Here is a 26,127-nt window from a genome sequence, read left to right as displayed (position 1 = left end):
GGAGGCTCCTATGAAAAAGGCAGCAGTTATTAATGATCTATCAGGTATAGGCAGGTGCTCTTTAACAGTAGCACTCACCTTGTTAAATACATTACAGGTGCAGGCTTGTCCATTGCCAACGGCTATTTTATCAAATCAAACAGGGTTTGATTCATTTTCTTTTTTAGATTTTACCCCTTATATGGGACAGTTTTTTCAGCATTGGAAGGACATTGGATATCGTTTTGATAGTATTTATTCTGGCTTTTTGGGATCTAAAGAGCAGATCAAAATTGTATTAGAATTTATTCAGCTTTTTAAAGAAGATAAAACGCTGGTTTTAATAGATCCAGTTATGGGGGATAATGGTGAACTTTATAGTATTTATGATGAAGCGTATCCTACCCATATGAAGGAGTTAGTAGCTAAAGCAGATATTATTACACCTAATATAACAGAGTTTTCACTATTAACAGGCTATGATTTAGCTTGGGGCATTAACCAAGAGAAGATTAAAAGCTATGCCAAAGAACTAGCTAAATTAGGGCCTAAACAGATTGTTATTACCGGAGTTTGTGATGAAGCACATCCTGAGCGATTAATGAATATAGGGCTAGACTTTAATAAGGCTATCTACTTTATGAAAGAAGTAGCTTATAATGGTAAGTCCTATAGTGGAACAGGAGATATTTTTGCTTCTGTGCTATGTGGATATTTAACCCATGGTTATAGTCTAGAAGAAGCAGTTGATATAGCAAGTACATTTATAAGCCAGGCCATTACATATACATCGGACTTTAATTTGAGCACAAAAGAGGGAATTATGTATGAGCCGTTTTTAAAGGAGCTGAGTATAAAATGAATCAATCAGAAAAAACAAGAACATTAGTTATGACGGCTTTATTTGCAGCTATTATTTTTGTAGTGACACGTATTAATATTCCAACGGGAATAGGGGCACATGTTATTCATGTGGGAGATAGTATGATTTATTTAGCAGCTTGCATACTGCCATTGCCTTATGCTATGGCAGCAGGTGCTATTGGTGCTGCTTTATCAGATGCCATTACACCGGGAGGTATGGTGTGGGTGATACCAACAATGCTTATTAAGCCATTATTAGTGATCTATTTTACAAGTGGTAAAGGTAAGTTTATTTGCATAAGAAACGTAGTAGCAGTGGTATTAGCAGGTTTAACAGGTGTATTTGGGTATTTTCTTGCTGATGCCATTATGACAGGTAACTTTATGGCTGGTCTTGCAGCTGTATTACCAGGTTTATTACAACCACTAGGTAGTGCTATTGTATTTTTAGCTATGGGTTATGCTTTTGATATGATGGGAGTAAAAAATAAATTAAAAAGACAACTAAGGGGAAATGTGTAATGACGATTATTTACCAAATAGAAAATAGTTTATATGTCAACTTAACGAACAAATGTCCTTGTTCCTGTACCTTCTGTGTAAGAATTGACCATGATACTGTAGGCCAAAATGATAACTTGTGGTTACCTCATGATCCAAGTCTGGAGGAAATTTTAGATGATCTAAAGAATTATAATTTAGATAGCTATGACCAAATCGTCTTTTGTGGTTATGGTGAGCCACTTACCAGAATTGAAACAGTTATAGAAGTATGCAAATACATTAGAGAAAAGAGTAAAATTAAAATTCGTGTAAATACCAATGGTTTAGCGGATCTTATTCATAATAAGCCAACAGCAGAGCTCTTAGAGGGATATGTAGATGCCATTTCAATAAGCTTAAATGCACCTAATAAAGAAGCGTATTTAAAGGTAGCAAGACCTCGTTTTGGCATAGAGTCGTTTGATGCACTTCTTAAATTTGCCACGGATTGTAAAAAGTATATTGGAAGCGTGACTTTTTCTGTAGTAGATAAGGTAATATCAAAAGAACAAATTGAAGCTAGTAGAAAACTTGCAGAAGAAATGGGAATTGGTTTACGTGTAAGAGAATATATTGAATAGAAAGTATAGAATATAATAATAGTGTAGTTGATACTAAGGAATACAACTACACTATTATTATAAGGTGGTTTAAATATTTTATGTTGTTATATTGGGAGTTTTATCTTCGTAACTCTCATAAAGGCATTATCTCAAATATGCTAATGATTATAGCGAGAAAAAAGTACATAATATAGATAAACCATTTATAAAACTAAATAATGTTGTAATATTTCAGGAAATAAGTAGGACTAAAATACCTACTTATATTCTGGACTTGAAGTAGTAATTTCTGGGATTAACGATGTTTTTAATTAGCCCTTTATCATCATTGAATTGATTATATAGATGATTAACTTCTTCAAAGAGTGCATCAGTACTCTCTTTAGCACCTACTGTATACACTTTATTCTTAAGCAAGTTCCAAATGTTTTCTTGTGGATTAAGTTGTGGTGAATAAACGGGGGTATTAATAAGTACTAACCTATTAGTATTTTGACTCCAGAACTCTTGAATCTCATGATTATTATGTGTTTTAGCATTATCTAAAACAACATACACCTTCTTTCCAAGATTACGTTCTAATAGTTCACTTAAAAATTCTTTTATTTCTTTACCTTTGATAGTATGTGCTGCATCATATATATCGGCTATTGTATCAAAGTTTTTGGTTATTTCTGTTGCACCAATAATATTAACCCCTTGATGAGAACCATTGCTTTCTAAGATAGGGGACACCCCAACTGGACTCCAAGTTCTCCTGTTATCAGATTCTGTTCTTAGGGCAGTTTCGTCCATAACATACAAAACACTATCAGAATCGTTTTCTACAGTACTCGTAGTTTCTATCATTTTTTTAAACGATTCTTGCTCAGATTTTACACCTTTACTTGGTCTTTTTTGAGCTCGTTTGAAGCTATAGTTGTTTTTATGAAGTGTATCTCTAATACATTGTGGGCATAGCCTTATCCCGTAGTTTTGATTAAGATAATCTGATAAAAGCTTGGCAGTCCAAACATTGCCTAGAAACTCAAAATCATTAGGGATATTATGCTGAACCACTTCTAAAAGATCATGTTCCATTTCAGCTGTCATTTTGCAATTAGAAGGGGTTCTACCTCTATAGTCTTCTAAAGAAGAAATACCAAGCTCATTCCAACGATTTATATAGGTATAAACAGTAATTAAACGTACTGCAAGAAAATCTGCAATTTGTTTAACTGAATTGCCTTCTATAAGCATAACAACTGTCGTAAGAACATTCCTACCTATCTCTGTAGAATAAGATCTTCTTAATTTTTTAGTTCTTCTAACGAGTATCCATGAAGTTCAGCTGTTACGGAAGTTGTTCTGCTCATAAATGTCATCTCCTAATCCTTTTTTACTTAGGATATGAAAAATAACAGAAATCATACAAACATATAACAGTATTTAAAATGGTTTATCTATAATATAATAAAATATGAAATATATAAAAAATATTGACAATCTATTAAGAATTGCATATCATAAATAGTAATTAAATCGGAATTAAATTCTAGGAACAAAAAGAGTACTTATAATTAAGTGCCTCAGCGAGCTGGCGATTGGTGAAAGGTCCAGTACAGGAGATTATAAGGAATGGGTTTGGGAGATGCCTGGTGAACTAAGAGTAGTCAGAGTCGTAAGTTCTACGTTATAGGAACAGGATATCGCATCATAAATGCCGTATCTGTTAAAGTGATATCTTTCTAGGGGAGTAACCTTTCAAAGATATAATTTGGGTGGCACCACGAGTTCTATCGTCCCATGGACGATAGGGCTCTTTTTGTTTGCAAGCATAAGGTGTAAATCCAAAAAGCTAGTCCCTAGGGTTCTAGAAAATTCCTCATTTGATTGAAACCATAGTAACTATTCATAGAAATGAGTTACTAATAAAACTAATTGGAGGGATTGATTATGTTAAAAGATGTATTCGGAAGTTTTGGTGGCGCTTATGTGCCAGAAGCACAGCTTAAAGCACTTAAAGAGTTAGAAGAAGTTTTCTTAAAGTATCGTGATGATGAAGAGTTTAATGCAGAACTTAATTATTACTTAAAAGACTATGTAGGTCGTCAGTCACCACTTTATTATGCAGACAACTTAACGAAAGCTTGTGGGGGCGCTAAAATTTATTTAAAAAGAGAAGACCTTAATCATACAGGAGCTCACAAGATTAACAACGTACTAGGGCAAGTATTACTTGCAAAACGTATGGGTAAAAAGAAGGTAATTGCTGAAACAGGAGCTGGTCAACATGGTGTTGCAACAGCAACAGTAGCAGCACTTATGGGTATGGAATGCACTGTTTATATGGGCAAAGAAGATATGAAAAGGCAAGCACTTAATGTATTTCGTATGGAAATGCTAGGGGCAAAGGTAGTAGCAGCTACTTCAGGTACTCAGACCTTAAAAGAAGCCGTTGATGAAGCTATTGATGCATGGGTAAATGCTTCTGATGATACCTTTTATGTACTTGGCTCAGCAGTAGGACCACATCCTTACCCAACTATTGTAAAGCACTTCCAAAAAGTCATTAGTGAAGAATCTAGGGCACAAATTCTAGAAAAAGAAGGGAAGCTCCCTAAAGCAATTATTGCTTGTGTAGGTGGTGGTAGCAATGCTATAGGTTCTTTTGCGGCCTATATAGAGGATTCAGAAGTTGAGCTAATTGGCGTAGAAGCAGCAGGTAAAGGAATTGATACCCCTATGCATGCAGCTACTATAGCTAAGGGTGAGCCAACAGTATTACATGGGATGAAGACGCTTTGTGTATTAGATGAAAACAAAGAAGTTGCGCCTGTTTATTCTATTTCACCAGGGCTTGATTACCCAGGAATAGGACCAGAACATGCTTATCTAAATGAGATAGGTAGAGGCAAATATGTCACTATTACAGATGCTGAAGCTGTTGAAGCACTTCTAACCCTTTGTAAAACAGAAGGTATTTTGCCAGCGATTGAGAGTTCTCATGCATTAGCTTATGCTATGAAATATGCACCTACCTGTAAGCCAGAGGAAGCCATTATTGTTACGGTTTCAGGCCGTGGAGATAAAGATGTTGAGGCAATAGCCGATTATTTAAAAGAAAATCAATAGAAGTTAAAAAGGAAAAAGAGTTGTTTCAGCAATAAAGGCTATGGTGGTAGCTAAGCTGAAACAACTCTTTTTTCTAAGTCATTAGTTCAGCTATAGAACCCTTTTATTTGTACTAAATGAAAGACCATTTACATATGATAGGATATTGAATCGGAGTAAATGGGGAATATGAAATGAAATGGAAAGATCAATTAAATAGTGTTAAATGCAAAGTACTAAATATCAAGCTATTACAGACAGTATGCACTATAAGCAAAAAAATAAAAGAGAGTCTTAAAAAAAGAATCAAAAATAAGAAGCTTTTCATAGCAATTAGCATGACCATAGGAAGTTTAAGCCTCTTGTATATAGGAGGCGTTATTTATTTTACTGGACATTTTTATTGGGGAACTCAGATGAATGGCATAAAAATAGGTGGAAGCAATCTAGAGGAAGCAGTAACCAAGGTAGAAGATACGAGTAAGTATTATATATTAGAGCTTAGAGAAAGGCAGGGGCAGCTAGAGTTAATTAAAGGCAGTGATATAGAACTGGTTTATCAGATGTCAAAGGGTATTACAGAAGCCAAGGAAAATCAAAACCCATGGAGCTGGCCCTGGCATATCTTTGAAGCTACCCATTTAGAAGTGACTAAGGAGATTAGTTATAATCCACAATTACTTCAAGATAAAGTAAATACATTAACTTGTTTAACAGATCAATATATCAGAAAACCAGTAGATGCAAGTATCAAGTACATAGATGGTTCCTACCAGATTGTAGAAGGTGATAAAGGCAATACAGTAGATCCAATTGTGCTTTATACGGCTGTAAGCAAGGCAATTAAAGCAGAAGATAAAATCCTAGATTTAGATAAGCAGTCATGCTATAAAAAAGCATTATATGATAAGGAATCTAAAAAATTAAAAAATCTACAAGATGAGCTTAATCATTATCTAAAGGCAGAGATTACTTATGACTTTGGAGATAAACAAGAAGTGATAGGTCAAACACAAATTAGTTCATGGTTAAGTGTTAATGAACAAATGCAGGTTGTATTAGATGAAGAAGCCGTTGCAGATTATATCATAGGGCTTGCAAATAGTTATGATACTTTAGGGCAAGAAAGATATTTTACTACAAGTACAGGTAGAAGAGTAAAGGTAAAAGGGGGAGATTATGGCTGGAAACTCAATGTACAAGATGAAATAGGCGAAGTCATTGAACTACTAAAGCAAGGAAAACCAGTGAAAAGGATGCCCCTTTATACTCAAAGTGCGCTTAAACTAGGAAAAGATGATATTGGTTCAACTTATGTAGAGATTAATCTATCTAAGCAATATATGTGGTTTTATAAGGAAGGAAAGCTTGTTGTAAAGAGTGATATAGTAACAGGTAATCTAAAAAAACATTATGATACACCAGAAGGAACGTACACCTTAGATTATAAAAAACCAAACGCTGTTTTAAGAGGCCCAGGGTATGCAACACCTGTTAAGTATTGGATGCCTTTTAATGGGGGGATAGGTCTTCATGATGCAAGTTGGAGAGATGCTTTTGGTGGAGAAATTTATCGTACCAATGGTTCTCATGGCTGTGTTAATCTACCTAGTAAAGTAGCAGGAGATATTTTTTCTAATATAGAATCAGGTGTACCTGTTGTTTGCTATTTTGAAAACTAAAACAATATAGACAAAATATTACAATATGATAAAAATGAATAAAATATATTCTAAAAATAGTAAAAATAATTCATTTAAAAACTCAGAAAAATGTAATATAATTAGAATATACAACAAAATAATACAAGAAGATGTTGTATCATTTAGATTATTTATAGGAGGGGTAGAATGAAGAAGATAAAAAGAAGAGTAGTAGGTATCTTATTATCTATCATGATGACATTACAGGTATGCAATGTATTTGCAGCAGAGTTAATAGACAGAATACCTAGTGAGGTTAAAAAAGCGGATGGTGGCTATAGAAAAATACCTGTTATTTATAATAATAACGAGGTTAGTCAAGTAACTGTATCTTTGCATAAGTCTAACACTACTGCGCAAAATGAAAATGAACGATTCAATATAAGCTGTACGGCAAATTTTTATATTGATGCCTATGTTTACAAGACTGGTGGAAATATTAAAATAGGTACTTTATTTACCTATAAAGATGAGAACGGTAAATGGGTAGAGGACTGGTTAGATCAATCAGGGCAGGTGACAAATGATCCTAACTGGCTGACGACTGACTACAAAGTTGAAGTTGATGAGATTAATTTTATGGAGCTGACTTCTCAGGCACATAATAAACGTGTTGTTTTTAAAACCACTGTAAAGGCTGATGGCTCTTCTAAAGGTGGCTTTTCACGATATAGTTCTTCTAACGTAGCGGCCTCATCAGCAGATGTAGTAGTGGTGACCCAAGATGGACTTACTGTAACAAAAACAGCAAAAGAATTAGCAGCAAAAAATGTTTGGGAAATAGAAGTAAAAGTTGAAGGTAAAAATGTTGTTTTACAAGAAGCAACAGATGTTGTATTAGTTCTAGACAGATCTGGTAGCATGGGGCAAGGTGTAGTTGATAAAAACAACCCTAATGCACAAAAGTGTACAGTACTTACATGTACCAATAGCAATAGGTGGCATAGACATAATGCTGACTGTTATGATGAAGAATATTATATTTTAAAATGTACTCAAAATCATACACATACTTTACCAGGAGATTTCATAGCAAATTCTTGTTATGTAAGCAGAGCTGATAAAGTAAAAGATGCAAGTTATACCTTTTTAGATACTTTACAAGAAAAAGAAGATGTTAATATTAGTGTAGTAACTTATGCGGGAACAGCTTCTAAAGTTACTAACAGCAATCTTAAATCCGGAATTGAATCAGCATATAATGTACTAGGAACAGATGGAACTAATACAGGTAGGGGAATTGAAATTGCAAGCCAAATATTATCAAATAGCACGGCACCTAATAAGATGATTGTTGTATTAAGCGATGGAGAATCTAATGCAGGAAACTCTAGAACAGCAGCAAATAGTGCTAAGAACAAAGGATGCATAGTCTATACTATAGGAGCAGGTATAGCAAGTGGCTCAAATGGAGCAAAGGAATTATTTGATTGTGCTAGTGTAGATCAATCAACAAATAAAGCTAAGTTTTATTTAGCGGATGATACAGGTAATGCATTAAATGAGATATTCGCGGAAATAGCAGGAGAAATTCAAGAAGCAGGAAGTAAATGTGAAATGTCTGATGCTTTATCAAATGAATTTCAGATTGTCGTTGATAGTAGTTTAGCAAACTATGGTGCCGCTAAAGTAGATTTAGGTAATATTGATAGTGCAGACTGGTCTGATAAAAATGTTATTTACACACAAGGACAAATATTAAATACAGATAGCAAACAAGTTAAGTGGGATATTGGTAAGTTAAATGAAGGGATACCAGCTATCATTCGTTATAGAGTCAATATGACAAGTGGGGCATTGGGAGTAGCTTATCCAATAAGTTCACAAGCACAAATAGATTATTTAGATAGTACAGGAGTAGCTAAGGTATTGCCTATACCTAGTATTTCTAAAAAGGCACTCTGGGCAGGTATAAAATTTGATATCTATAGTGTTGATAGTGAGAAAGAGTCAGCGACTAAAGTTTATGCAGGAACCTCAGCTTCTGCATGGCTTAAGGTGCCAGATGATGATGCTCAAATTCCAAACTTAAAAGTTGGTCTAGATACAAGGGTTAATTCTAGTACTCTAGAAATAGAACCTACAGGAGATACAACTTTAGCAGAACTAAGTTGTGAAATAGTAGGAGGCACAGTTGAGGATATCCTTGGAGTTAAAGTTGGACCAGACACCGATCCTAATCCTGATTCATATCGTAAGGAGGCAACAGTAGCTGTACCTAATGTAAACAATACCTTACCTACAGGTCATGGTAATACTGAGTTAAAAGCAACTGTGGATAAAGGGTATAATGTTATTCAACCAGAAGGTGTTACTAATGTTGCAACAGAAGTAAAATTTGATAAATATACAAAAGACATTACTTATAAAATTAATGTTAAATCTTTACTTGATGAAACAATGGCAGGAACCAAACTAATGAAATTCACCATGCCAAGGGTACAAGTAAGAGTTGAAAAACTAGCATCTGTTGATGGATTAGGAAATAAGTCTTGGTCAATAGTTGACAGTGATTATTATACTATGTCTACACCAGGAATAAATGATGAAGTAATAACTGTTGAATTTAATAAAGAGAGCTCGGCAAAACCATTTATTGCCAATGGCGGAGAAGTTTATAGAATCACAGTTTATATTCCAACTAATATGCAAGAGACAGTAAAATATGATGAATATATTGCAACCTATATCGATAATAGCTCAAATAATACTAGAAATGTAACTGCTGTGGTTGCAGGTGCTGAACGAATTAAAGATGCTGGTATATATGATGGTATTTACTATGATGCAGAATATGCTAACTTATCAAAGAGTGAGCAAATTGGTGTGAACTATATAGAGATTGCGAAGATTAATTAATGTGGAGAAGTATTGCTAGTGGCAAATGAACCATTAGCAATACTTTTATTTTCTTGACTTTAGATTTTTTAAGTATTATTATAAAGTAAATAATAACAGAGAGGAAGAAGTGTTTGTTAATTGTATCTGATAAAGGAGATCAAGTACTAATTTAATAGTGTGTCACCAGCTAAGAAGGCTTTTTGGATCATACAAGGTTATGGTCTGTTTGAGTGCGCCTTTAAGTTAAGTGGCAACCTCTTCTGCCTTTTCAGAATGCTTAATAAACCCAAACCTTTTACGGAAATCCAATGTAAATTCTAAAGGCATAGTCTATCTATGCCTTTTTATATTGTTTTGCATTGGTTCATATGATTACGTAATTAAAACGGAGAGAGTCTGTTTATAGCTCAGCGTTTTATTTAGTAATCTTTATTAAGTCTCTAAGATGATGTCTTTTTGCAAAAGGCAGAAGTACTTAGGGGCTTTTTTATTTTTAAAGTAGAACCAACTTAATAAATGAGTCTTGATCTTCTTATAAAATGAAAATAAAATTGTTAATCAAAATGAGAAAATAAGAAATAAATTATATAAGGATATAAGGAGAGCAACGATGAAACAAACTGTAGAAATATTAGAATTTAACAAGATTTTAAAGCTGCTTAGCGAAATGGCTGTATCTGATAAAGCAAAACAAAAGTTATTAGGCTTAGAGATGATGTTGGATGAGAAAATTTGTCAGCTTAAGATGAGGGAGACTACCGAGGCCAGAAGAATCTTAGATAGTTTAGGGACACCACCCATTAGTTCTATGCAGTACATGGAAAGCATGCTAGAGAGGGTAAGCATAGGTACCTTACTAATGCCAGAAGAATTGATGTTAGTGGCATCCTTTATTAAAGGATGCAACAATATGAGACGTTATCTATCACGAGCAGAGTTTCTAGATTGCAATCTGGCTACCTATGGTAGAGGTTTTTGTGACCTAGATGTCCTTAAAGAACTTATTGAATTAAGTATTCGTAATAACCAAGTAGATAGTGAAGCATCTACAGCGCTCAAGGGGATAAGGCGTGATATAGAAGTCAAAAGAGAACAAGTCAAACAACGCCTTGAAAAAATCATGCGTGGAAAGAAAGACTATCTAGCTGATTTTTATATTATTGAGCGTGGAGGTCGTTATGCCTTAGCTGTTAAAAGAGAGTACAAAAGTCAGGTGGAGGGAGCAGTACTAGATACTTCTAGAACAGGAAGCACCGTCTTTATTGAACCATCAGCAGTAGGTAAGCTTCAAGAGGAGCTAAGGCTTCTAGAAATTGAAGAAGATAACGAAGTGAGAAAGGTACTTTATAGCTTGACAAATGAGGTGGAAAATTATATTTCAGATATGCGTCTTAATATGGAGATGATGGAGGTTCTAGATGTGGCCTTTGCCAAAGCTAAGCTTTCACAACAGCTCCAAGCAAGAGCGGTAAAGGTGAGTGTAACAGGAAAGTTAGAGATCAAAGAGGGTAGACATCCACTATTAAATAAAGAAAAGTGTGTGCCACTAGACTTTTACATGAAGGCTGGTATTAGAGGCATTATTGTGACAGGGCCTAATACAGGAGGGAAAACAGTAGCTCTTAAAACAGTAGGACTTTTATCTATGATGGCTCAGTGCGGTCTGCATGTGCCTGTGGCAGAGGGAAGTACTTTTAAGATGTTTAATCAGATTTTATGTGATATAGGTGATGGCCAAAGTATAGAAGAAAGTTTATCTACTTTTTCTTCTCATATTGTGAATATTATTGACATCTTAAAACAAACCACTAAAGACAGTTTAGTTTTATTAGATGAATTAGGTTCAGGAACAGACCCAGCAGAAGGAATGGGGATTGCCATCGCTATTTTAGAAGCACTTCGCCAAAAGGAATGCCTATTAGTAGCAACAACTCACTATCCAGAAGTAAAGGAATATGCTACAGAAGCCGAAGGCTATCAAAATGCTAGAATGTGCTTTGATAAAGAAAGCCTTAAGCCGCTTTATAAATTAGAAATTGGAGAAGCTGGAGAGAGCTGTGCCTTTTATATTGCAGAAAAGCTAGGCTTTCCAAAATCACTGATTCGGCTTGCAAATAGCTACACCTATAAAGAGCAAGTGATGTCACAAGATGATTATATGAATAAAGCAATTGATAAAAGGACAAAAACTCAAACTTTAGAAAACGGTGATAGCAATACAATAGGTAATGAAAAGCCACAGACTCAGGTATCAGGGAACCATGATTCAAGTAGAGTAGAAGGTACAAGGGGGAAGGAAGAAGTTAATACAAACAAGGAGATTCCTACTAATCATATAGTCAATAAGAAGACCAATAATAGTGAGGCTATAGAGAAAGCGCAAGGACTAATCAAAGCACTAGATAGTGAATTGGGAAAAGTAGCAGCTACTCCTCAGCTTAAAGGTCAATCCGAACGTAAAGAGAAGGCATCAGCAAAAGCAAAAAGCTTTCATGTAGGAGATAGTGTTCTTGTTTTCCCCAATAAAGAAAAAGGCCTGGTTTTTCATACGGTCAATGAAGAAGGCAAGATAGGGGTGCAAATCAAAGGCTCTAAAAGATGGGTGGCAGCTAAAAGGCTTAAACTTCTAGTAGCTACTAGTGAACTTTATCCAGCTGATTATGATTTCTCTATAGTTTTTGATAGTGTTGCCAATCGCAAAGCTAAGAAGAAAATGACTAAGGGTTATCAAGAAGGGATGAGTGCTACTTACGAAAGTGAAGAAGAAGCAAACTGGCAATCGTACCAATAAAAAAGTGGCGCTAATTGATAGCGCCACTTATCTAGACCTCTAGCTATAGGATAACACAAAGCGAATTATAAGTCTATATTTTCTGAAGATAACTGATAACATATAGAGTGTAAAGATGATGTGGGGAGGAATGAGAGTGGCTATTATTTCAGTGGAACATTTAACTAAGAAGTATAAAAGGTATAAGAAAGAAGAGGGGATGAAAGGCAGTATTAAAAGTTTATTTAAACGTGAGTATATTTACAAGACTGCTGTTTCAGATTTAAGTTTAGAAATAGAGCAAGGAGAGATGGTGGGACTAATAGGTCCTAATGGTGCAGGTAAGACTACTTTCATTAAAATGTTAACGGGGATTATTCCACCTAGCGCTGGAGAAATACAAGTACTAGGCTATTATCCTAATAAGCTAGAAAATGCTTTAAAGTACCAGTATGCAGTAGTTATGGGACAAAAAAGTCAGTTGTTTTTTGAACTGACGCCAGCAGATACTTTTTATCTTTTCAAGGAACTTTATGATTTACCAGAGAATTTATACAGAGAGAATGTGGACTATTTTATAGAACTTTTTCAGGTCCAAGATTTAATGAATGTGCAAGTAAGAACCTTGTCTTTAGGTGAACGCATGAAGATGGAATTAATAGTTTCCTTACTTCATAATCCTAAAATCCTTTTTCTTGATGAACCTACTATTGGTTTAGATGCTACAACGCAGCAACAAATTCGTGGTTTTTTAAAGAAAGTTAATGAAGAAAAGGGAACTACGGTGCTATTAACCTCTCACTACATGGAAGATATTAAAAAGCTTTGTGATAGGTGCATTGTGATTAATCATGGCAAGAAACTCTATGATGGCAGTACTCATGAGTTATTCGATAAGTATCAGAAGTTTAAGAAGGTAACACTTCAGTTCGAAGGGGAAAGGCCTAGTCTACTTTCTGAAATAAAGGTCATTGAGGAAAAGGGAAATGAACTCACCTTAATCATGCCAAATGAGAGGACAGGAGAATTACTGGGGAATTTATTAAGAGAAAATATTATTTTGGATTTTAGCATTGAAGAAGAGGATATTGGAGAAGTAGCTAGGCGCATTTATGAGGAAGAGGGTGGTCAGGATGAACAAGAGCTTAGCAGTTGCTAAAGTTTATTGTAAAACCCAGCTTATATGGCGTTTTGATTTAGCTTTTAAAGTTATCTTTACTATTACTAAGATTTTATTTGCTTATGTTCTTTGGAGTACCATTTTTGAAAATCAAGCCGAAATAGGCGGATTTACCTTTGGTGGTATGTTATCTTACTATGTGATTCAGTCATTTTTATCTAATTTAGATGCATCTAGAAGTGTAAGCGAAGATATGAACAATCAGATTAGAGGAGGTACCTTTTCTAAATACATGATACTTCCTATTAACATTCAGAGATACTACGTTAGCAAGACCCTAGGAAGCCTTGTCACTTACTTTTTCCTTAGCATAGTAGCAACTCTTATGTGGGTTATTATATTTCAAGTGCCACTGCTACTAACAGGAGAGATAAAGCTTATCCTAGGAGCTGTTTTATTATTTATGGGAAGCGCCTACTTCATGATTCAATTTCATTACTTTATCGGCTTATTAGCTTTTATCTTTCAGAATATATGGCTATTCATTATGATTGAGTCTAACTTGATGAGCTTTATATCAGGAGGCATCATTCCTCTAGTTCTTCTTCCAAGTGCAGTGGTGGAAGTCATTAAATTACTACCATTTTATTATAGCTCCTATTTGCCAACTATGCTTTTGATGGGGAGAAATGATGAGGAGTTAGGTAAAGGCATAGTAATAGTGGCACTATGGATTATGGCTTTTAAGTTTATTAATCACTATTTATACCAAAGGCTAAGAGTAAGATATGACGGGGTGGGAATATGAGAAGAGAATTAAGATTTATAAAGCTTCTTTTAAAGCTAAGGCTTTCGCAAATGATGGTTTTTAGACTAAGCTTCTTTGGAAGTCTTTTTGTAGATGGCAGTTTATTTATATTTCAGCTCTTAAGTTTTAACGCTATTTATGGGCAAGTAGAAGCAATTGGAGCATGGGGAAGAGGCGAAATGATAGTTTTTATAGGAACCTTCTCTTTAATTAATGCCATTAATATGGTGGTGTATTTCTTTGGCGTGATTAATATTCCCACTAAGATAAAAGAAGGGGGCTTAGACCACTATTTAACAAAGCCTATTAATCCTTTACTAAGATTAAGTCTAGAAAATATTGACATAGGTTCTGTGCCACTTCTTTTTTTTAGTATCGTGATTATAGCTTATGGCATAAGTCAGTTGAAGGTATCGATTGGAATGGAGACGGTTCTTCTCTATGTGGTATTTGTTCTATTAATGTGCATTTTATATTACGATATGGAAGTGATTTTACGAACTATAAGCTTCTTTGTTATTTCTACTTCTAGTATTGATCGATTAGAGGGAGAATGTATAGAAATGTGTATGAAGATACCGGGCAACTTATTTAAGGGGATTTTTAAGCTTTTATTTTGTGTTGTATTACCCTATGGCATTATGGCTACCATACCAGCAAAGATTTTAAGCAAGTCTATCAGTATAGAGGGACTGATTTATGCTACTCTAATAGTGATTCTATTTACAACAATTATGCTAAAGTTCTGGAAATATGGGCTTAAGCACTATAAAAGTGCCAGCAGTTAACAGTAATTATCTTATAACTATTCAGCTATACAAACGCCTTCTTTCCACGCTGCTTCACTGTCTTGGATGTTTATGAGGTCAACAACGTTGGTGAAAATGAGTGGGTATGGGTGCCTGGAGTAGTGACTTGGGAGCATTTTTAGAAGCACTTAGTGAACGTTTTAGATGGGTTTTAGGCAGTTGTTTGAACGAAGTGAGTTCTGCCGTTCATCTAAATAAGTGAACTTAGTGCTTCAAAAAATGTGAACCGGAACAACGGAAGGCACCCATACTCACTCATTTTCTCTCAGACGTATTTCTCATAAACGCCAAGACAAATTTTTATTTGTAGTAATAGCCGGGTGATTATAAAGAATTTATTAAAAAACAAAAGTATGTTGACACTCGATATATGTCGTGATACGATATAAACACAGTATATATCGTATCACGACATATTGCTTGACGACACATATTGGGTCAGATACAAAATATATGAATGAGATAAAGAAGAGAGGAGTTATGCACATGCTTAAAGCTAAGAATGAACCTTTAACAGAAAGCTACTATTACATTCTCCTTTGCCTTTACAATAAACCTAATCATGGTTATGGCATTATGCAAGATACCATAATCCTATCAGAAGGTAATGTGAAAATAGGCTCAGGAACTATGTATGGTGCTACAAGTAATATGATGAAAAAAGGTTGGATTAGAGAAACAGAAAGTGAAAACCCAGAAGATAAAAGAAAAAGATTATACGAACTAACACCACTGGGCAAAGAAATATTAGAGCAAGAGGTTACAAGGTTAAAACGATTAGTTAAAGGATCTGAAATGATATTGGGGGGAAAATAAAATGAAGGATAAGGTTAAGAGTTATAAATGGTATGCAGCTTGGGAATATGAAAAAGAGGAGAAGGCCTTAAATGAAGCTTCAAAGAAGGGGTTACAACTCACTAAGGGAGGATGTTTTCATAGTGAATTTAAAAGGGATAATAGTGTAAGATATATCTATCAATTAGATTATAATACAGACATAAAAGACTTTATAAGATACAAAGACATTTTTGAAGAACAGGGATGGGAGTATATTAATTCTACTTTTAACGGTTGGCATTATTTTAGAAAGCTATACCAAGAGGGAATGGAAGAAGATGAGGCTAAAATATACACAGATAGAGAGTCTTTGTATGAAATGCAAAATAGGTGGCTTAGATTACTTACAATATTTGCAGGGATTTATGCAGTAATGGCAATTGCTTATTTTGCAATGGGTATAGTAAACCATCAAAGTCTAATAGTTATAGAAGGACTTGTCTTTGCTATACTAGGCCTAACTATGGGGTTAGGACTTATATCTACAAAATTAAGAAGAGCCGGTAAGAAAGAAATATTCTATATCCCATTTCAATGGACCTTTCCAGCAGCAATTATTTTATTAGTTGCAAGTATGTTTTTTTACTCTAGTGGTTCTGATACAGTTTTTAATGAAAATTTTAATTATATTGAGATGCCTCAAGAAAATCTGCCTCGAAGTAGTAGTGATATTGAAATTAAAAAGAGTGGCACCTATTATCTTGATTTAGATTTTAGGGCAGAAAAAGGGACAATGATGGTTTCTATGCAAGATCAGAACGGCAAAGAGGTTTATAAAAATGTAGCTAATGAGTGTACAGTGAATGATTGGAAGTTAGATTTAGTAGCAGGTACTTATAGGGCATACTATAGTTATCAGTTTGACTCTACTCAAGCGGCAAGCACGAGTGTGCAAGTGGATCTTAAAATTGCTAAATGATTTTAAAGTAAAGATGATAATAATAAGAGACTGTAGCGAAATAATACTTCAATATAAGATGTAACTCAGCAATTGATTTGCTTATATACAATCTTGTGTTTGAGGTAAGTTCGTAGCAGTCTCTTCATTTTTCGTGAAAGGAAATGCTTTATATCAGCTACCTCGTAGAAGTTTGTAAGGAAATAGTTTTATGTAGTCTATAGCCATAGTTTTTTCTAGGCTATGAAAAGTAATGGGGCTTAACTAAATGGTAGGCGTATAGTCTCTAGCAATAAGTCCATAGAGGACTACGTCACAAATACCGGAATTATTTCTATCAGCCATAAGTCTTGTTCCTTCATATTTTAGGCCACAGTTCAGCATTACTTTTCCGGAGTTAGGATTATTGCTATCGTGTCTAGCTTCAATGCGGTTAACACCTACTTGATTAAATAAGAAAGCTATAATTGCTGCTAAGGCCTCAGAGGTAATACCTTGGTGCCAGTAAGCCTTACCAATGCAGTATCCAATTTCGGCGGAAGAAATTTCTTCTGACAGGTGAACAATGCCAATGCTACCAATAGCTTCATGAGTTTGCCTTAGTTCAATGCACCACTGATAGCATTTTTCACTAGTATATTCATTAATCCACATAGAGATAATTTCACGGGTAGTTTGCACGCTGGTATGAGTAGGCCAAGTTAAAAATCTTGTAACCTCATCATCACTGGCCCAATTGTTAAACATCGTTTCTGAGTCCTCTAAACTAAACCTTCTTAAAATAAGACGTGGTGTTTCTAGGGTAACTGTTCCTAAATGTTTCATAAAATTACCTCCTTAAAAATGATTAATTTGAATAGTTTAACATAATAGATGCTATTTTTCAAATATTATTGTATTTTTGGCTCTTCTATGATTATTTTTTTGTAGCTTACTCATATCAAGATGGGGCGAATAGTTTTTTCGCTAGTAGGACATTATAAAAGAGATAATATGATAATAATAGCAAAAGTGTTAGGAGTAAAAGTAATGAGTCAGTTAAACTGTTTAAATCTGTGTGAAATTATACATCACTTGTATGAGCTGATACCAGATTTTCAGGAGATAATAACAAAGGCTAATGAAATAGCAGGATTTGATAAATGTGAGCGTATTTATATAGGCTCTTATTTTTGTGGTCAATATTTTCTTCATCAATCAAAAGAGATGCTAGATGAGTTAAGAGGGTTTTGTGAAAAAGAAGGTGTAGCACTTACTTTAGTAGTCCCTACCTTTTCAGAAAAGGATTTAAAAAGAGGAAAGGAAAAACTAGCTATCATCAAAGAGTGGTTAGGCAAAATAATAGATGAAGTTGTGGTTAATGACTATGGTATGCTGGCATATGTTAGTGATAGATATCATGTTTCTCTTCATTTAGGAAGATTGTTTACTAAAGATTATAGAGATCCTAGATATGAGGAATACTTTAATCAGGTTTTAAGCCCTAAAATTTTTAACAAGTATATGTTAGAGTTGGTCAAGGCTTTTAAAGTAAAAGGGGTTGAGTTTGACCCAACCCATGTGGGAATCAATTTTAGAGAAGCACCAGAAGAACTTATAGTAGGGATTCATGGACCGTATTGTTATATGACGACAGGACATATTTGTGAATATGCTTCGCTTAATAAAGAAATTGATAAAAAGTTTAGGCCCAATAATCCTTGTACTCATGAATGTAGTTCTCATATCATTAGCTATGACTTGGAGGATGATAGGGAGTGGCTCAGAATAGGGAAAACGATTTACTTTGAGAACAGAGAATGCAGCATTTATGAGCTAGAGCATATGAGAATGATTTACTTTCCTATTGATTTGGAGGTGGGAAAATGAAAGTATTAGCGCCACTTAATAATCTAGAGCATATAGATGATTATATAGAAGCAGGAGCTGGGGAGTTTTATATCGGCTTTTTTGATAAGGAGTGGAGTGATACCTTTGGGGACTTTGCAGATATTAACCGTATGTCTGGTTTCAAGGAAATCTCCAATCCGTATGACCTAGATACAGTTTTGCAAATCGTTAAGGCTATAAAAGCAAAGGGGAAAGAGGTTTATATCACTTTTAATTCGAGCATTTATTCGGATGAACAATTAGCATTTATGAAACGTTATTTTGAGCACGTGAAAGAGGCAGGCGTTGATGGGGTAATTGTATCTTGTATAGAACAAGTGATTTTAGCCAGAGAAATAGGTGTTCCCTCTGTTATCAGTACTATTAGTGGTGTATATAATAAAGATATTGCTATCTTTTATCAAGAAAAGGGCACAAAGCGTATTATTTTACCAAGAGATTTAGCTATTGCAGAAATAGAAGCTATTAAAAAAGCAGCACCAGAAGCAGAGTATGAAATCTTTATGATGCGCAATGGTTGTAGTTTTTCTGATTCGAATTGTTTGGGACTTCATCGAAAGGAACGCTGCTCTATTTGTAGCAGTATTAAACATGCCGGTAAAGAGCTACGGCTAAAAAATAATGATTTTCATAGCAAGAATACAGCCGAACTTAATGATATGATTTATAACAACTCCTTTCATAATTATGCCTGTGGTTTATGTGGCATTTATGATTTTGTAGAAATGGGTATTGCTGCGTGTAAAATTGTAGGCCGTTCAGATGAATGGCAATATATTTGCAAGGATATTAAAATTATTAAGGATAATATAGACCTTGCTAAAAGGTGCGGGTCTAAAGAAGAGTATTTAGATAAGATGCACTTTCCAGAAGACAGAGTCATGATGTGTAAATTAGGATTATCTTGCTATTATCCAGAGGTAAGATTTTAAGTCCTTCCTAAAAGAAAGAGCTTTATAGAAATATAAAAAGATAAGGTAGTTATAGGTAGATAGAGGAGTACTTATAACTACCTTATGTTTTATACAGTAATAGATAATATCCATAGGACTATGACCTTTGGTAGATGCATTAATTAGTAAAGACAAACGAGAGATGAGATTAGGACTAGGATTAATCAGATGTTCCGGATTTATCATAAATAGAGTTAACATAATCAAGGAATAAGATAAAACGATTAAACGGTATACATAAGAGTAGTTCATATGTAGATTACAGATTGGAAAATTAAAAAAGAGTATACGAAAATACATGAAAAATAAGGGTTATGGCAATTGACTATGATTAGGGCAGTGCTTATAATATGTAAATTGATAGGGAAAATAAAGCGTAAGCTTTAATGAGAGGTTGAAGGAGAGAGGATTATGGCGAGAGGTTATACACAAGATATGACTAAAGGTAGCCCTATAAGGCTATTACTCATGTTTTCTATTCCTATGTTAATAGGAAACTTATTTCAGCAACTGTATAATATGGCAGATGCAATTATTGTAGGAAAGTTTGTAGGAGAGAATGCCTTAGGTTCAGTAGGAGCCACGGGAGCGATTGGCTTTTTATTTTTCTCTCTAAGTTTTGGTCTAGCAGCAGGGATAGGAATTATAATCTCCCAGTTTTTCGGTGCGGGAGAAATAGATAAAGTAAAGAAAGCTATAGCGACATCTTTGTATGTTATGGCTATTAGCGCCTTGATTATGGGAGTTATAGGGATTGTTGCTGCAAGACCGGTTATGGTTATGCTAAAGACACCAGATGTGATGTTAGATGATGCTGTCTTATACTTACAAGTAACTTGTGGTGGGCTTATAGCAGTAGCTATTTATAATGGGGTAGCAGCCGTACTTAGAGCGTTAGGAGATTCAAAAACACCGTTAATATTTTTAGCTGTGGCATGTATAGTCAATGTAGGCTTAGACTTATTGTTTGTTATTGTATTTAAGATGGGTGTCTTAGGTGTAGCTATAGCCACTGTTACTGCACAGATTATTGCTGCTATTGGTTGCCTCGTATATGCTTGGATAAAGGTACCTATTTTTAAAATTCCACTTAAAGAGTGTGTACCAGATTTACATATTTTTAAACAATGTACTTTCTTAGGTTTACCAGTAGCATTGCAGAATGCGATGATTGCTATTTCATGTATTGTACTTCAAAGAGTAGTAAATGGGTTCGGGCCAACAATTGTAGCTGCTTTTACTGCACAGACGCGTTTTGAACAATTAGTACAACAGCCATTTGCTTCTTTAGGTGCTGCAATTGCTACTTATACAGGACAAAATATTGGAGCAGGTAAAATAGATAGAGTAAAGAAAGGTTTCTGGGCAGGAACTATGATTAGTACTATATTTAGTATCATTATGCTACCTGTGGCATGGCTTGGTGGAGAAACGATTATGAGGATGTTTACAGATAATCAAGAAGTTATTATAGAAGGGGCTAGAGGTATTCGTATTACTAGTGTATTCTATTCAGCTTTAGGTATGATTTATGTAACTAGAAATGTACTCAATGGTTCTGGTGATGTTAATTTTGCGATGTTATCAGGCTTTGTGGAAGTAGGGGGAAGAGTAGGTTTTGCAAAACCACTTACTTTCGTACCTTTCATTGGGATGTTAAGTATTTGGTTTACAACAGGTTTCACATGGACATTAACAGCAGTTATTAGTTGCATACGTTACGCTCAAGGTAAATGGAAAGAAAAGAGTATTGTAGTGCAAGAGCAACCCATAAAAGAAACACCAATGGAATTTAGTCAAGTAGTAGTTAGTCAAGAGACCTAGGGTGAATCAAACACATTTATGGGTATAAGATGTGAATAATTAAAGCTTTTAATAGAGAAGTTGTGTATAAATAAGAAGTACTAATACCAAAGGGTTGTTATAATGGTGATGAAATGTTACCTTTGTAACAACCCTTTTTGTTTATGTAGGATGAGTATTCTAATAAAGGCTAGACTGGTGTCTTATCTAAGCTTATTCTATAGATAAGAAATGATGAAGATTATAGATGGCTGACAGGATAATAACTAAAAGAAGGGAAAATATGAAGGAGATAGATAGTGAATTTAAAACATTTCTTTGTAAAGAAGGAGCATCGTTGGTAGGTTTTGCAGACATGAGTTGTATTCCAGAAAGTAAATTACCTATAGGAGTAGCAATTGCAGTGAAATTACCAGCAGATATAGTCCTAGGGATACATGATGGGCCAACGAAAGCTTATTATGAAGCTTATTTTGCATTAAATGAAAAGTTAAACCAAATAGTAAGTAGGGGAGCAACCTTTTTAAAGGGGCATGGCTATGAAGCATTAGCACAAACAACAACAGCTGTTCATACTAATGAGGAGCATAGAACTGTATTGCCACATAAAACAGTAGCTACTAGGGCAGGATTAGGTTGGATTGGAAAAAGTGCTTTACTTGTAACAGAGGTCTTTGGTCCAGCAGTAAGATTATCTTCCATATTAACTAATGCCCCATTAAGGTGTGATGAGCCAATTACAGTATCTAGATGTGGCAGTTGTAATGAGTGCACCATAGCCTGTCCTAGCCAAGCTATATCGGGGAAAATTTGGAAAGTAGGAATGGATAGAGATGAGTTTTTTAACTCTTATGCATGCAGAGAAAAAGCAAGACAGATAGCAAAAGAGAAGGTAGGTAAAGAGATTACTTTGTGTGGTAAATGCTTTGAAGTATGTCCTTATGCTAGTAAGTATTTGAATACATAGATTGTATACATGGAGTATACGACGTTTTTCAAAGTCAAAGAGAAAAGCTTCAATAAGGAATAGATTGAGAAGTTAAAGTAATAGAGCATATGCTAAAAGCCCTAGCCAGAATCATTAGCTGGGGCTTTTCAACATATTCTCATTTTAATTTTTATAAAATTTATTTTTTATGTAGTAAAACAACAAGTAACGCGTATTAACTTATGAAGTGAAACTTAGCTAAGGGATAACTTCATTAATGGGGAGGAAGAGTAAATGGAGCAGGCAATACAAAATACTAGAGCTTTAGAGGCTACACAAAACGTAGAGTCCTTAGATTTTACATATATCTTCGAAGCATATTATAAACGAGTCTATAACTACAACTATTATAGAACGCATAATCAAGATGTATCAGAGGATTTAACAAGCCAAACCTTTGAAAAAGTATTTACTAGACTACAGACTTATACAGCTGATAAAGGAAAGTTTGAAGTATGGTTATTTACAATCGTGCGAAACACTATGAATGATTATTATAGGAGTAGAAAGAAGTATCCATGGGAGCCATTAGAGCATGTCTTTGAAACAATCTCTAAGGAAAAAGGTCCTGAACATATCATTTTAGAAATGGAGCAACAGACGGAGATACTGAAAGCTATAAAAAAGCTAAATGAACGTGAAAGAAATATAATTGCTTATAAGTATGGAGGAAATCTCTCTAATAAGGAAATTGGAATTTTAATGAATCTTAATGAAAAGCATGTAAGTGTTATTTTATGTCGTACCCTTAAAAAATTAAAAACAAGGCTAGAGGAGGAAAATGATGAGAGCCACAAACACAAAGAATGTAGATGATTTAGATAGAGAGCTTCAAATATTAGAATCTCAATTATATAGTCAAGATTTTAGCCTTGTAAGTAATAAAGAAAAAGTGAGGAAGAATGTCTTAACCAAAGTAAATAGAAAAGAGGCTATAGCAATGAAGAAAACAATCAGTATGAAGAAGATATCAGGTATAGTAGCGGCAGCATTAATAGGTACAGCGTTGCTATCTCAGACTACATTTGCTAAAGAAATAATGGAGAACATTGTAAAAATGATTTCTTTAGGCAATATAGAAGTCGTTCAATATGAAACGCCAGATATAGAAAGCTATCCATTTCCACAAGTATTAGAAGGTAGATTATTTGATCAAGAAGGAAAGCCTGTTACTACATTTGACAAAGAGATTGAAGCCGTTTATACAAAAGATGGAGAAAAGATTGTTGATATTGATATGAATACAGGAAAGCTCACTACAGAGAAAGAGGAAGCTCTATATGAGGTAAATAATACTTTAATTGTAAAGGATAAGAATTTATTAAATCAGTATACTTGTTTTGAAGTAAAGCTGCCTTCTTATTTACCAGAAGGCTATGCATTTGACCGCGCAGAGTTTTATAAGGAAGCTGATAAAGAAGTAAAGGATAGTAAGTATATTAGCTTATATTTTCTTAATCAAGCTACGGGAGAATCTATCTACATGCAGCAAAGATATGCAGACGAGGAAACAGCTTATTCTCTAGGAACAGATGAAATAGTAGAAGAGGTTCAAGTAAGTGGCGTAAAGGCCATTATGACAGGAGAAGATAATATTGACTGGGAAGCTAATGGTGTATTATACGGCATAAGGACTCAAGGGAAAATAGATAAAGAACAGCTTATTAAAATAGCTGAGTCTATTCAATAATATAAGGCACACTAAAAGGCCGAAGTTAGGAGATTCCTAGCTTTGGCCTTTTAGTGTGCCAGACTCATGAAATGAACTTTCTTAGATACCTAAATAAACCTTACTTAGGGCATAAGATGGCTCCTCAGCATACCTATGACATAGAGTAGAACCTACCTGAAATACTTTTACAATAGCATCCAAATAGTTATAAATTTTCGAAATATATTGAGAGTAATAGGGTGAAAAATAAAAAAGATAGTTTATAATAAAGGGTATAGCAACAGATAATGAAATAGCAACTATTTAAAGAAGGTGATTCAAGTGGTAGTAAAAAAGAGAGTAAGAAAACAGCTCCATGCAAAGTCAAGGTAGGCAGTGATTGCATGGAGTAAATAGATCTGCCGTTCACATTGACTTTGCAAAAGAACCTTTATTTTAAATTAAAAGGAGCAAAGTTAATATGAAAAAGCAAATAGAAAATAAGATACTTAATAATGTACATATAAATAATCAAAGTATAAATCGTAAAAAAACAAGTAATAACGGGATAAGCAATGAAGACCAAGAGAATAAGAAACTAAATCATCAAAGAACAAATAGAGGTGAAATTAGCGATAGGGCCAGTGGAAGAGAAGTATTGGGGGAGCTAAAAACATTTACAATCTTATGGCTAGGACAACTTTTGTCAGGATTAGGAAGTAATATGACTAGCTTTGCCTTGGTTATTTGGGCATTTAGTCAAAGAAATTCGGTGATGCTCACTTCCATATTAGCCATGTCATCTCAGCTTCCTAGAATCTTACTCAGCTTTTTAGCGGGTTCTTTGGTGGATAGATGGAATAAGAAAAGTGTTATGTTAGTAGCTGATACAGTAGCGGCATTAGGTAGTGCTAGTGTGCTAGTGTTATTTTGCTTAGGTAAGTTAACGTTAGTGAATTTATGCCTCATTAATGTTGTTATAGGCATTACACAAGCTTTTCAAACACCAGCTGCAAGTGTAGCGGTTAGTTTACTAATAAGTAAAAAGTATTATACGAAGGTAAGTGGTATGCAGTCTTTTTCGGGAGCGATGATGAGTATATTGACACCGATTATAGCGACAGCAGTATATGCTTTTGGTGGATTAGAGATAGTTTTAGCTATTGACCTTATCACTTTTGCATTTGCTTTTATATCATTGGCTGTATTTATAAAAATACCACAAGTGATTCAAAGGTCATCGAAGCGAGTTAATCCATTTAAAACTTGTTTAGAAGGTATAAGCTATATTAAAGAACAAAAGGGTATTTTAAAGTTTATTTTATTTATGGGTTTTGTAAATCTGATTGTAGCCATTTATAGTAGCAATCTTTCAACGATGATTCTAGCTAGAACCAATTATAATAATGTGCAATTAGGTTTAGTAACATCAACTATAGGTGTTGCAGGCATTATTGGGAGTATAGCAGTATCTATTAGAAAGCCTACGAAGAACCATATCTCTATGATCTTCAATACTATTACCTTCTCGTTTTTGGTATGCAACACCTTATTAGGAATAGGAAGGAACTATTATATATGGATGGCGGCTGTATTTATGGGAAATTTGTTTATTCCTTTTTTTACAGCTAGTGTGGAGTATGTTATGAGAACCAAGGTGCCTGTGGAATTACAAGGAAGGGTGTTTTCGGCAAGAGATACGCTGCAGTATGTGAGCATTCCTATTGGCTATTTTCTAGGAGGAGCTTTAGCTGATCAAGTATTTGAACCACTGATGCTTTCAGATAGTAAGTTAGCAGGCTATTTAAGTTATTTAGTAGGACGTGGCCAAGGTTCCGGAATGGCTGTGATTCTTGTATTACTTGGCATTATTGGATTTGTAGGATGTCTTTTGTTTAGAAGAAGCAAGGATATAAGAAGTCTGAACGAATGAAGTGATTTTTAGTGTCAAATGTAACAAGGAGCATAATAATGAAAAAGAGTAATTAATACTAAAACTATATAGGAAGGAGCA

21 protein-coding genes and 1 other annotated feature are annotated in these 26,127 nt (G+C 34.5%); of the genes, 19 read left to right on the top strand and 2 right to left on the bottom strand.

All coding sequences use genetic code 11. From position 1 onward, the window contains the following. Nucleotides 1-10 precede the first annotated feature (10 nt). Genes CLOLE_RS19600 through CLOLE_RS19590 form a run of 3 tightly spaced genes read left to right on the top strand, consistent with a single transcriptional unit; the run spans nucleotide 11 to nucleotide 1,967 of the window. Nucleotides 11-841: a pyridoxamine kinase gene (locus tag CLOLE_RS19600; RefSeq protein WP_013658862.1), complete on the top strand. Its 831-nt coding sequence runs from the start codon at nucleotides 11-13 to the stop codon at nucleotides 839-841. Beyond that, nucleotides 838-1,365, top strand: coding sequence for a TIGR04002 family protein (locus tag CLOLE_RS19595; protein WP_013658861.1), 528 nt, complete (start codon nucleotides 838-840; stop codon nucleotides 1,363-1,365). Before CLOLE_RS19600 ends, CLOLE_RS19595 begins: the two co-directional genes overlap by 4 nt. Then, nucleotides 1,365-1,967: a TIGR04100 family radical SAM protein gene (locus CLOLE_RS19590; RefSeq protein WP_013658860.1), complete on the top strand. Its 603-nt coding sequence runs from the start codon at nucleotides 1,365-1,367 to the stop codon at nucleotides 1,965-1,967. The genes CLOLE_RS19595 and CLOLE_RS19590 overlap by 1 nt, the downstream gene beginning before the upstream one ends. A 243-nt stretch (nucleotides 1,968-2,210) precedes the next feature. Here the strand turns inward: CLOLE_RS19590 and CLOLE_RS19585 are convergent, their stop codons facing one another. Next, nucleotides 2,211-3,188 (bottom strand): IS630 family transposase, encoded by a 978-nt coding sequence (locus CLOLE_RS19585; protein ID WP_013655912.1) that lies wholly within the window; start codon nucleotides 3,186-3,188, stop codon nucleotides 2,211-2,213. A gap of 288 nt (nucleotides 3,189-3,476) precedes the next feature. Then, nucleotides 3,477-3,738, top strand: a binding site (T-box leader). A 146-nt stretch (nucleotides 3,739-3,884) separates the two neighbouring features. Here CLOLE_RS19585 and trpB point away from each other — a divergent pair. From trpB to CLOLE_RS19540, 9 genes are all read left to right on the top strand, one after another. Further along, on the top strand, nucleotides 3,885-5,063 hold the full coding sequence (trpB, locus tag CLOLE_RS19580; protein WP_013658859.1) for a tryptophan synthase subunit beta: 1,179 nt from the start codon (nucleotides 3,885-3,887) through the stop codon (nucleotides 5,061-5,063). 173 nt (nucleotides 5,064-5,236) lie between these two features. Next, nucleotides 5,237-6,724, top strand: coding sequence for a L,D-transpeptidase family protein (locus CLOLE_RS19575; protein WP_013658858.1), 1,488 nt, complete (start codon nucleotides 5,237-5,239; stop codon nucleotides 6,722-6,724). A gap of 168 nt (nucleotides 6,725-6,892) precedes the next feature. Next, nucleotides 6,893-9,604 (top strand): vWA domain-containing protein, encoded by a 2,712-nt coding sequence (locus CLOLE_RS19570; RefSeq protein ID WP_013658857.1) that lies wholly within the window; start codon nucleotides 6,893-6,895, stop codon nucleotides 9,602-9,604. A gap of 592 nt (nucleotides 9,605-10,196) precedes the next feature. Next, a complete protein-coding gene (locus tag CLOLE_RS19565; protein ID WP_013658856.1) occupies nucleotides 10,197-12,377 on the top strand; it encodes an endonuclease MutS2 in 2,181 nt (726 codons plus the stop codon). Nucleotides 12,378-12,507: 130 nt separating this feature from the next. Continuing rightward, entirely contained in the window at nucleotides 12,508-13,515 is a 1,008-nt protein-coding gene (locus CLOLE_RS19560) for an ABC transporter ATP-binding protein (RefSeq protein ID WP_157864173.1), read from the top strand. Then, the gene (locus tag CLOLE_RS19555; RefSeq protein WP_013658854.1) at nucleotides 13,490-14,284 is read left to right on the top strand and encodes an ABC transporter permease; all 795 of its coding nucleotides are present in this window, start codon (nucleotides 13,490-13,492) and stop codon (nucleotides 14,282-14,284) included. Before CLOLE_RS19560 ends, CLOLE_RS19555 begins: the two co-directional genes overlap by 26 nt. Further along, nucleotides 14,281-15,072, top strand: coding sequence for an ABC transporter permease (locus CLOLE_RS19550; RefSeq protein WP_013658853.1), 792 nt, complete (start codon nucleotides 14,281-14,283; stop codon nucleotides 15,070-15,072). The genes CLOLE_RS19555 and CLOLE_RS19550 overlap by 4 nt, the downstream gene beginning before the upstream one ends. 507 nt (nucleotides 15,073-15,579) lie before the next feature. Then, nucleotides 15,580-15,909, top strand: coding sequence for a PadR family transcriptional regulator (locus tag CLOLE_RS19545; protein ID WP_013658852.1), 330 nt, complete (start codon nucleotides 15,580-15,582; stop codon nucleotides 15,907-15,909). 1 nt (nucleotide 15,910) lies between these two features. Continuing rightward, the gene (locus tag CLOLE_RS19540) at nucleotides 15,911-16,849 is read left to right on the top strand and encodes a DUF2812 domain-containing protein (RefSeq protein ID WP_013658851.1); all 939 of its coding nucleotides are present in this window, start codon (nucleotides 15,911-15,913) and stop codon (nucleotides 16,847-16,849) included. Between the two features lie 243 nt (nucleotides 16,850-17,092). On the opposite strand, the gene CLOLE_RS19535 is transcribed toward CLOLE_RS19540, so the two are convergent. After that, a complete protein-coding gene (locus CLOLE_RS19535; protein WP_013658850.1) occupies nucleotides 17,093-17,653 on the bottom strand; it encodes a GNAT family N-acetyltransferase in 561 nt (186 codons plus the stop codon). Between the two features lie 204 nt (nucleotides 17,654-17,857). Between CLOLE_RS19535 and CLOLE_RS19530 the strand changes: the two genes are divergently transcribed. The 7 genes from CLOLE_RS19530 (at nucleotide 17,858) to CLOLE_RS19500 (ending at nucleotide 26,046) form a co-directional block, all read left to right on the top strand. Next, entirely contained in the window at nucleotides 17,858-18,697 is an 840-nt protein-coding gene (locus CLOLE_RS19530; protein ID WP_013658849.1) for a hypothetical protein, read from the top strand. Further along, nucleotides 18,694-19,650 carry a peptidase U32 family protein gene (locus CLOLE_RS19525; protein WP_013658848.1) on the top strand — a complete coding sequence of 319 codons (957 nt, stop codon included), beginning with the start codon at nucleotides 18,694-18,696 and terminating at the stop codon, nucleotides 19,648-19,650. Before CLOLE_RS19530 ends, CLOLE_RS19525 begins: the two co-directional genes overlap by 4 nt. Before the next feature lie 432 nt (nucleotides 19,651-20,082). Then, a complete protein-coding gene (locus tag CLOLE_RS19520; protein WP_013658847.1) occupies nucleotides 20,083-21,495 on the top strand; it encodes an MATE family efflux transporter in 1,413 nt (470 codons plus the stop codon). Nucleotides 21,496-21,757: 262 nt separating this feature from the next. Next, the gene (locus CLOLE_RS19515) at nucleotides 21,758-22,441 is read left to right on the top strand and encodes a 4Fe-4S double cluster binding domain-containing protein (protein ID WP_013658846.1); all 684 of its coding nucleotides are present in this window, start codon (nucleotides 21,758-21,760) and stop codon (nucleotides 22,439-22,441) included. A gap of 255 nt (nucleotides 22,442-22,696) precedes the next feature. Continuing rightward, complete coding sequence (locus CLOLE_RS19510; RefSeq protein WP_013658845.1) at nucleotides 22,697-23,278, top strand: sigma-70 family RNA polymerase sigma factor; 582 nt, start codon at nucleotides 22,697-22,699, stop codon at nucleotides 23,276-23,278. Beyond that, on the top strand, nucleotides 23,247-24,152 hold the full coding sequence (locus tag CLOLE_RS19505) for a DUF4367 domain-containing protein (RefSeq protein ID WP_013658844.1): 906 nt from the start codon (nucleotides 23,247-23,249) through the stop codon (nucleotides 24,150-24,152). Before CLOLE_RS19510 ends, CLOLE_RS19505 begins: the two co-directional genes overlap by 32 nt. A gap of 442 nt (nucleotides 24,153-24,594) precedes the next feature. Continuing rightward, nucleotides 24,595-26,046: an MFS transporter gene (locus CLOLE_RS19500; protein ID WP_013658843.1), complete on the top strand. Its 1,452-nt coding sequence runs from the start codon at nucleotides 24,595-24,597 to the stop codon at nucleotides 26,044-26,046. The last annotated feature ends 81 nt before the right edge of the window (nucleotides 26,047-26,127 follow it).

Source organism: Cellulosilyticum lentocellum DSM 5427 (assembly GCF_000178835.2).
GTDB lineage: Bacteria > Bacillota > Clostridia > Lachnospirales > Cellulosilyticaceae > Cellulosilyticum > Cellulosilyticum lentocellum.
Note: the sequence above shows the minus strand (reverse complement) of the source record. Positions and strands in the feature narration are given on the sequence as shown.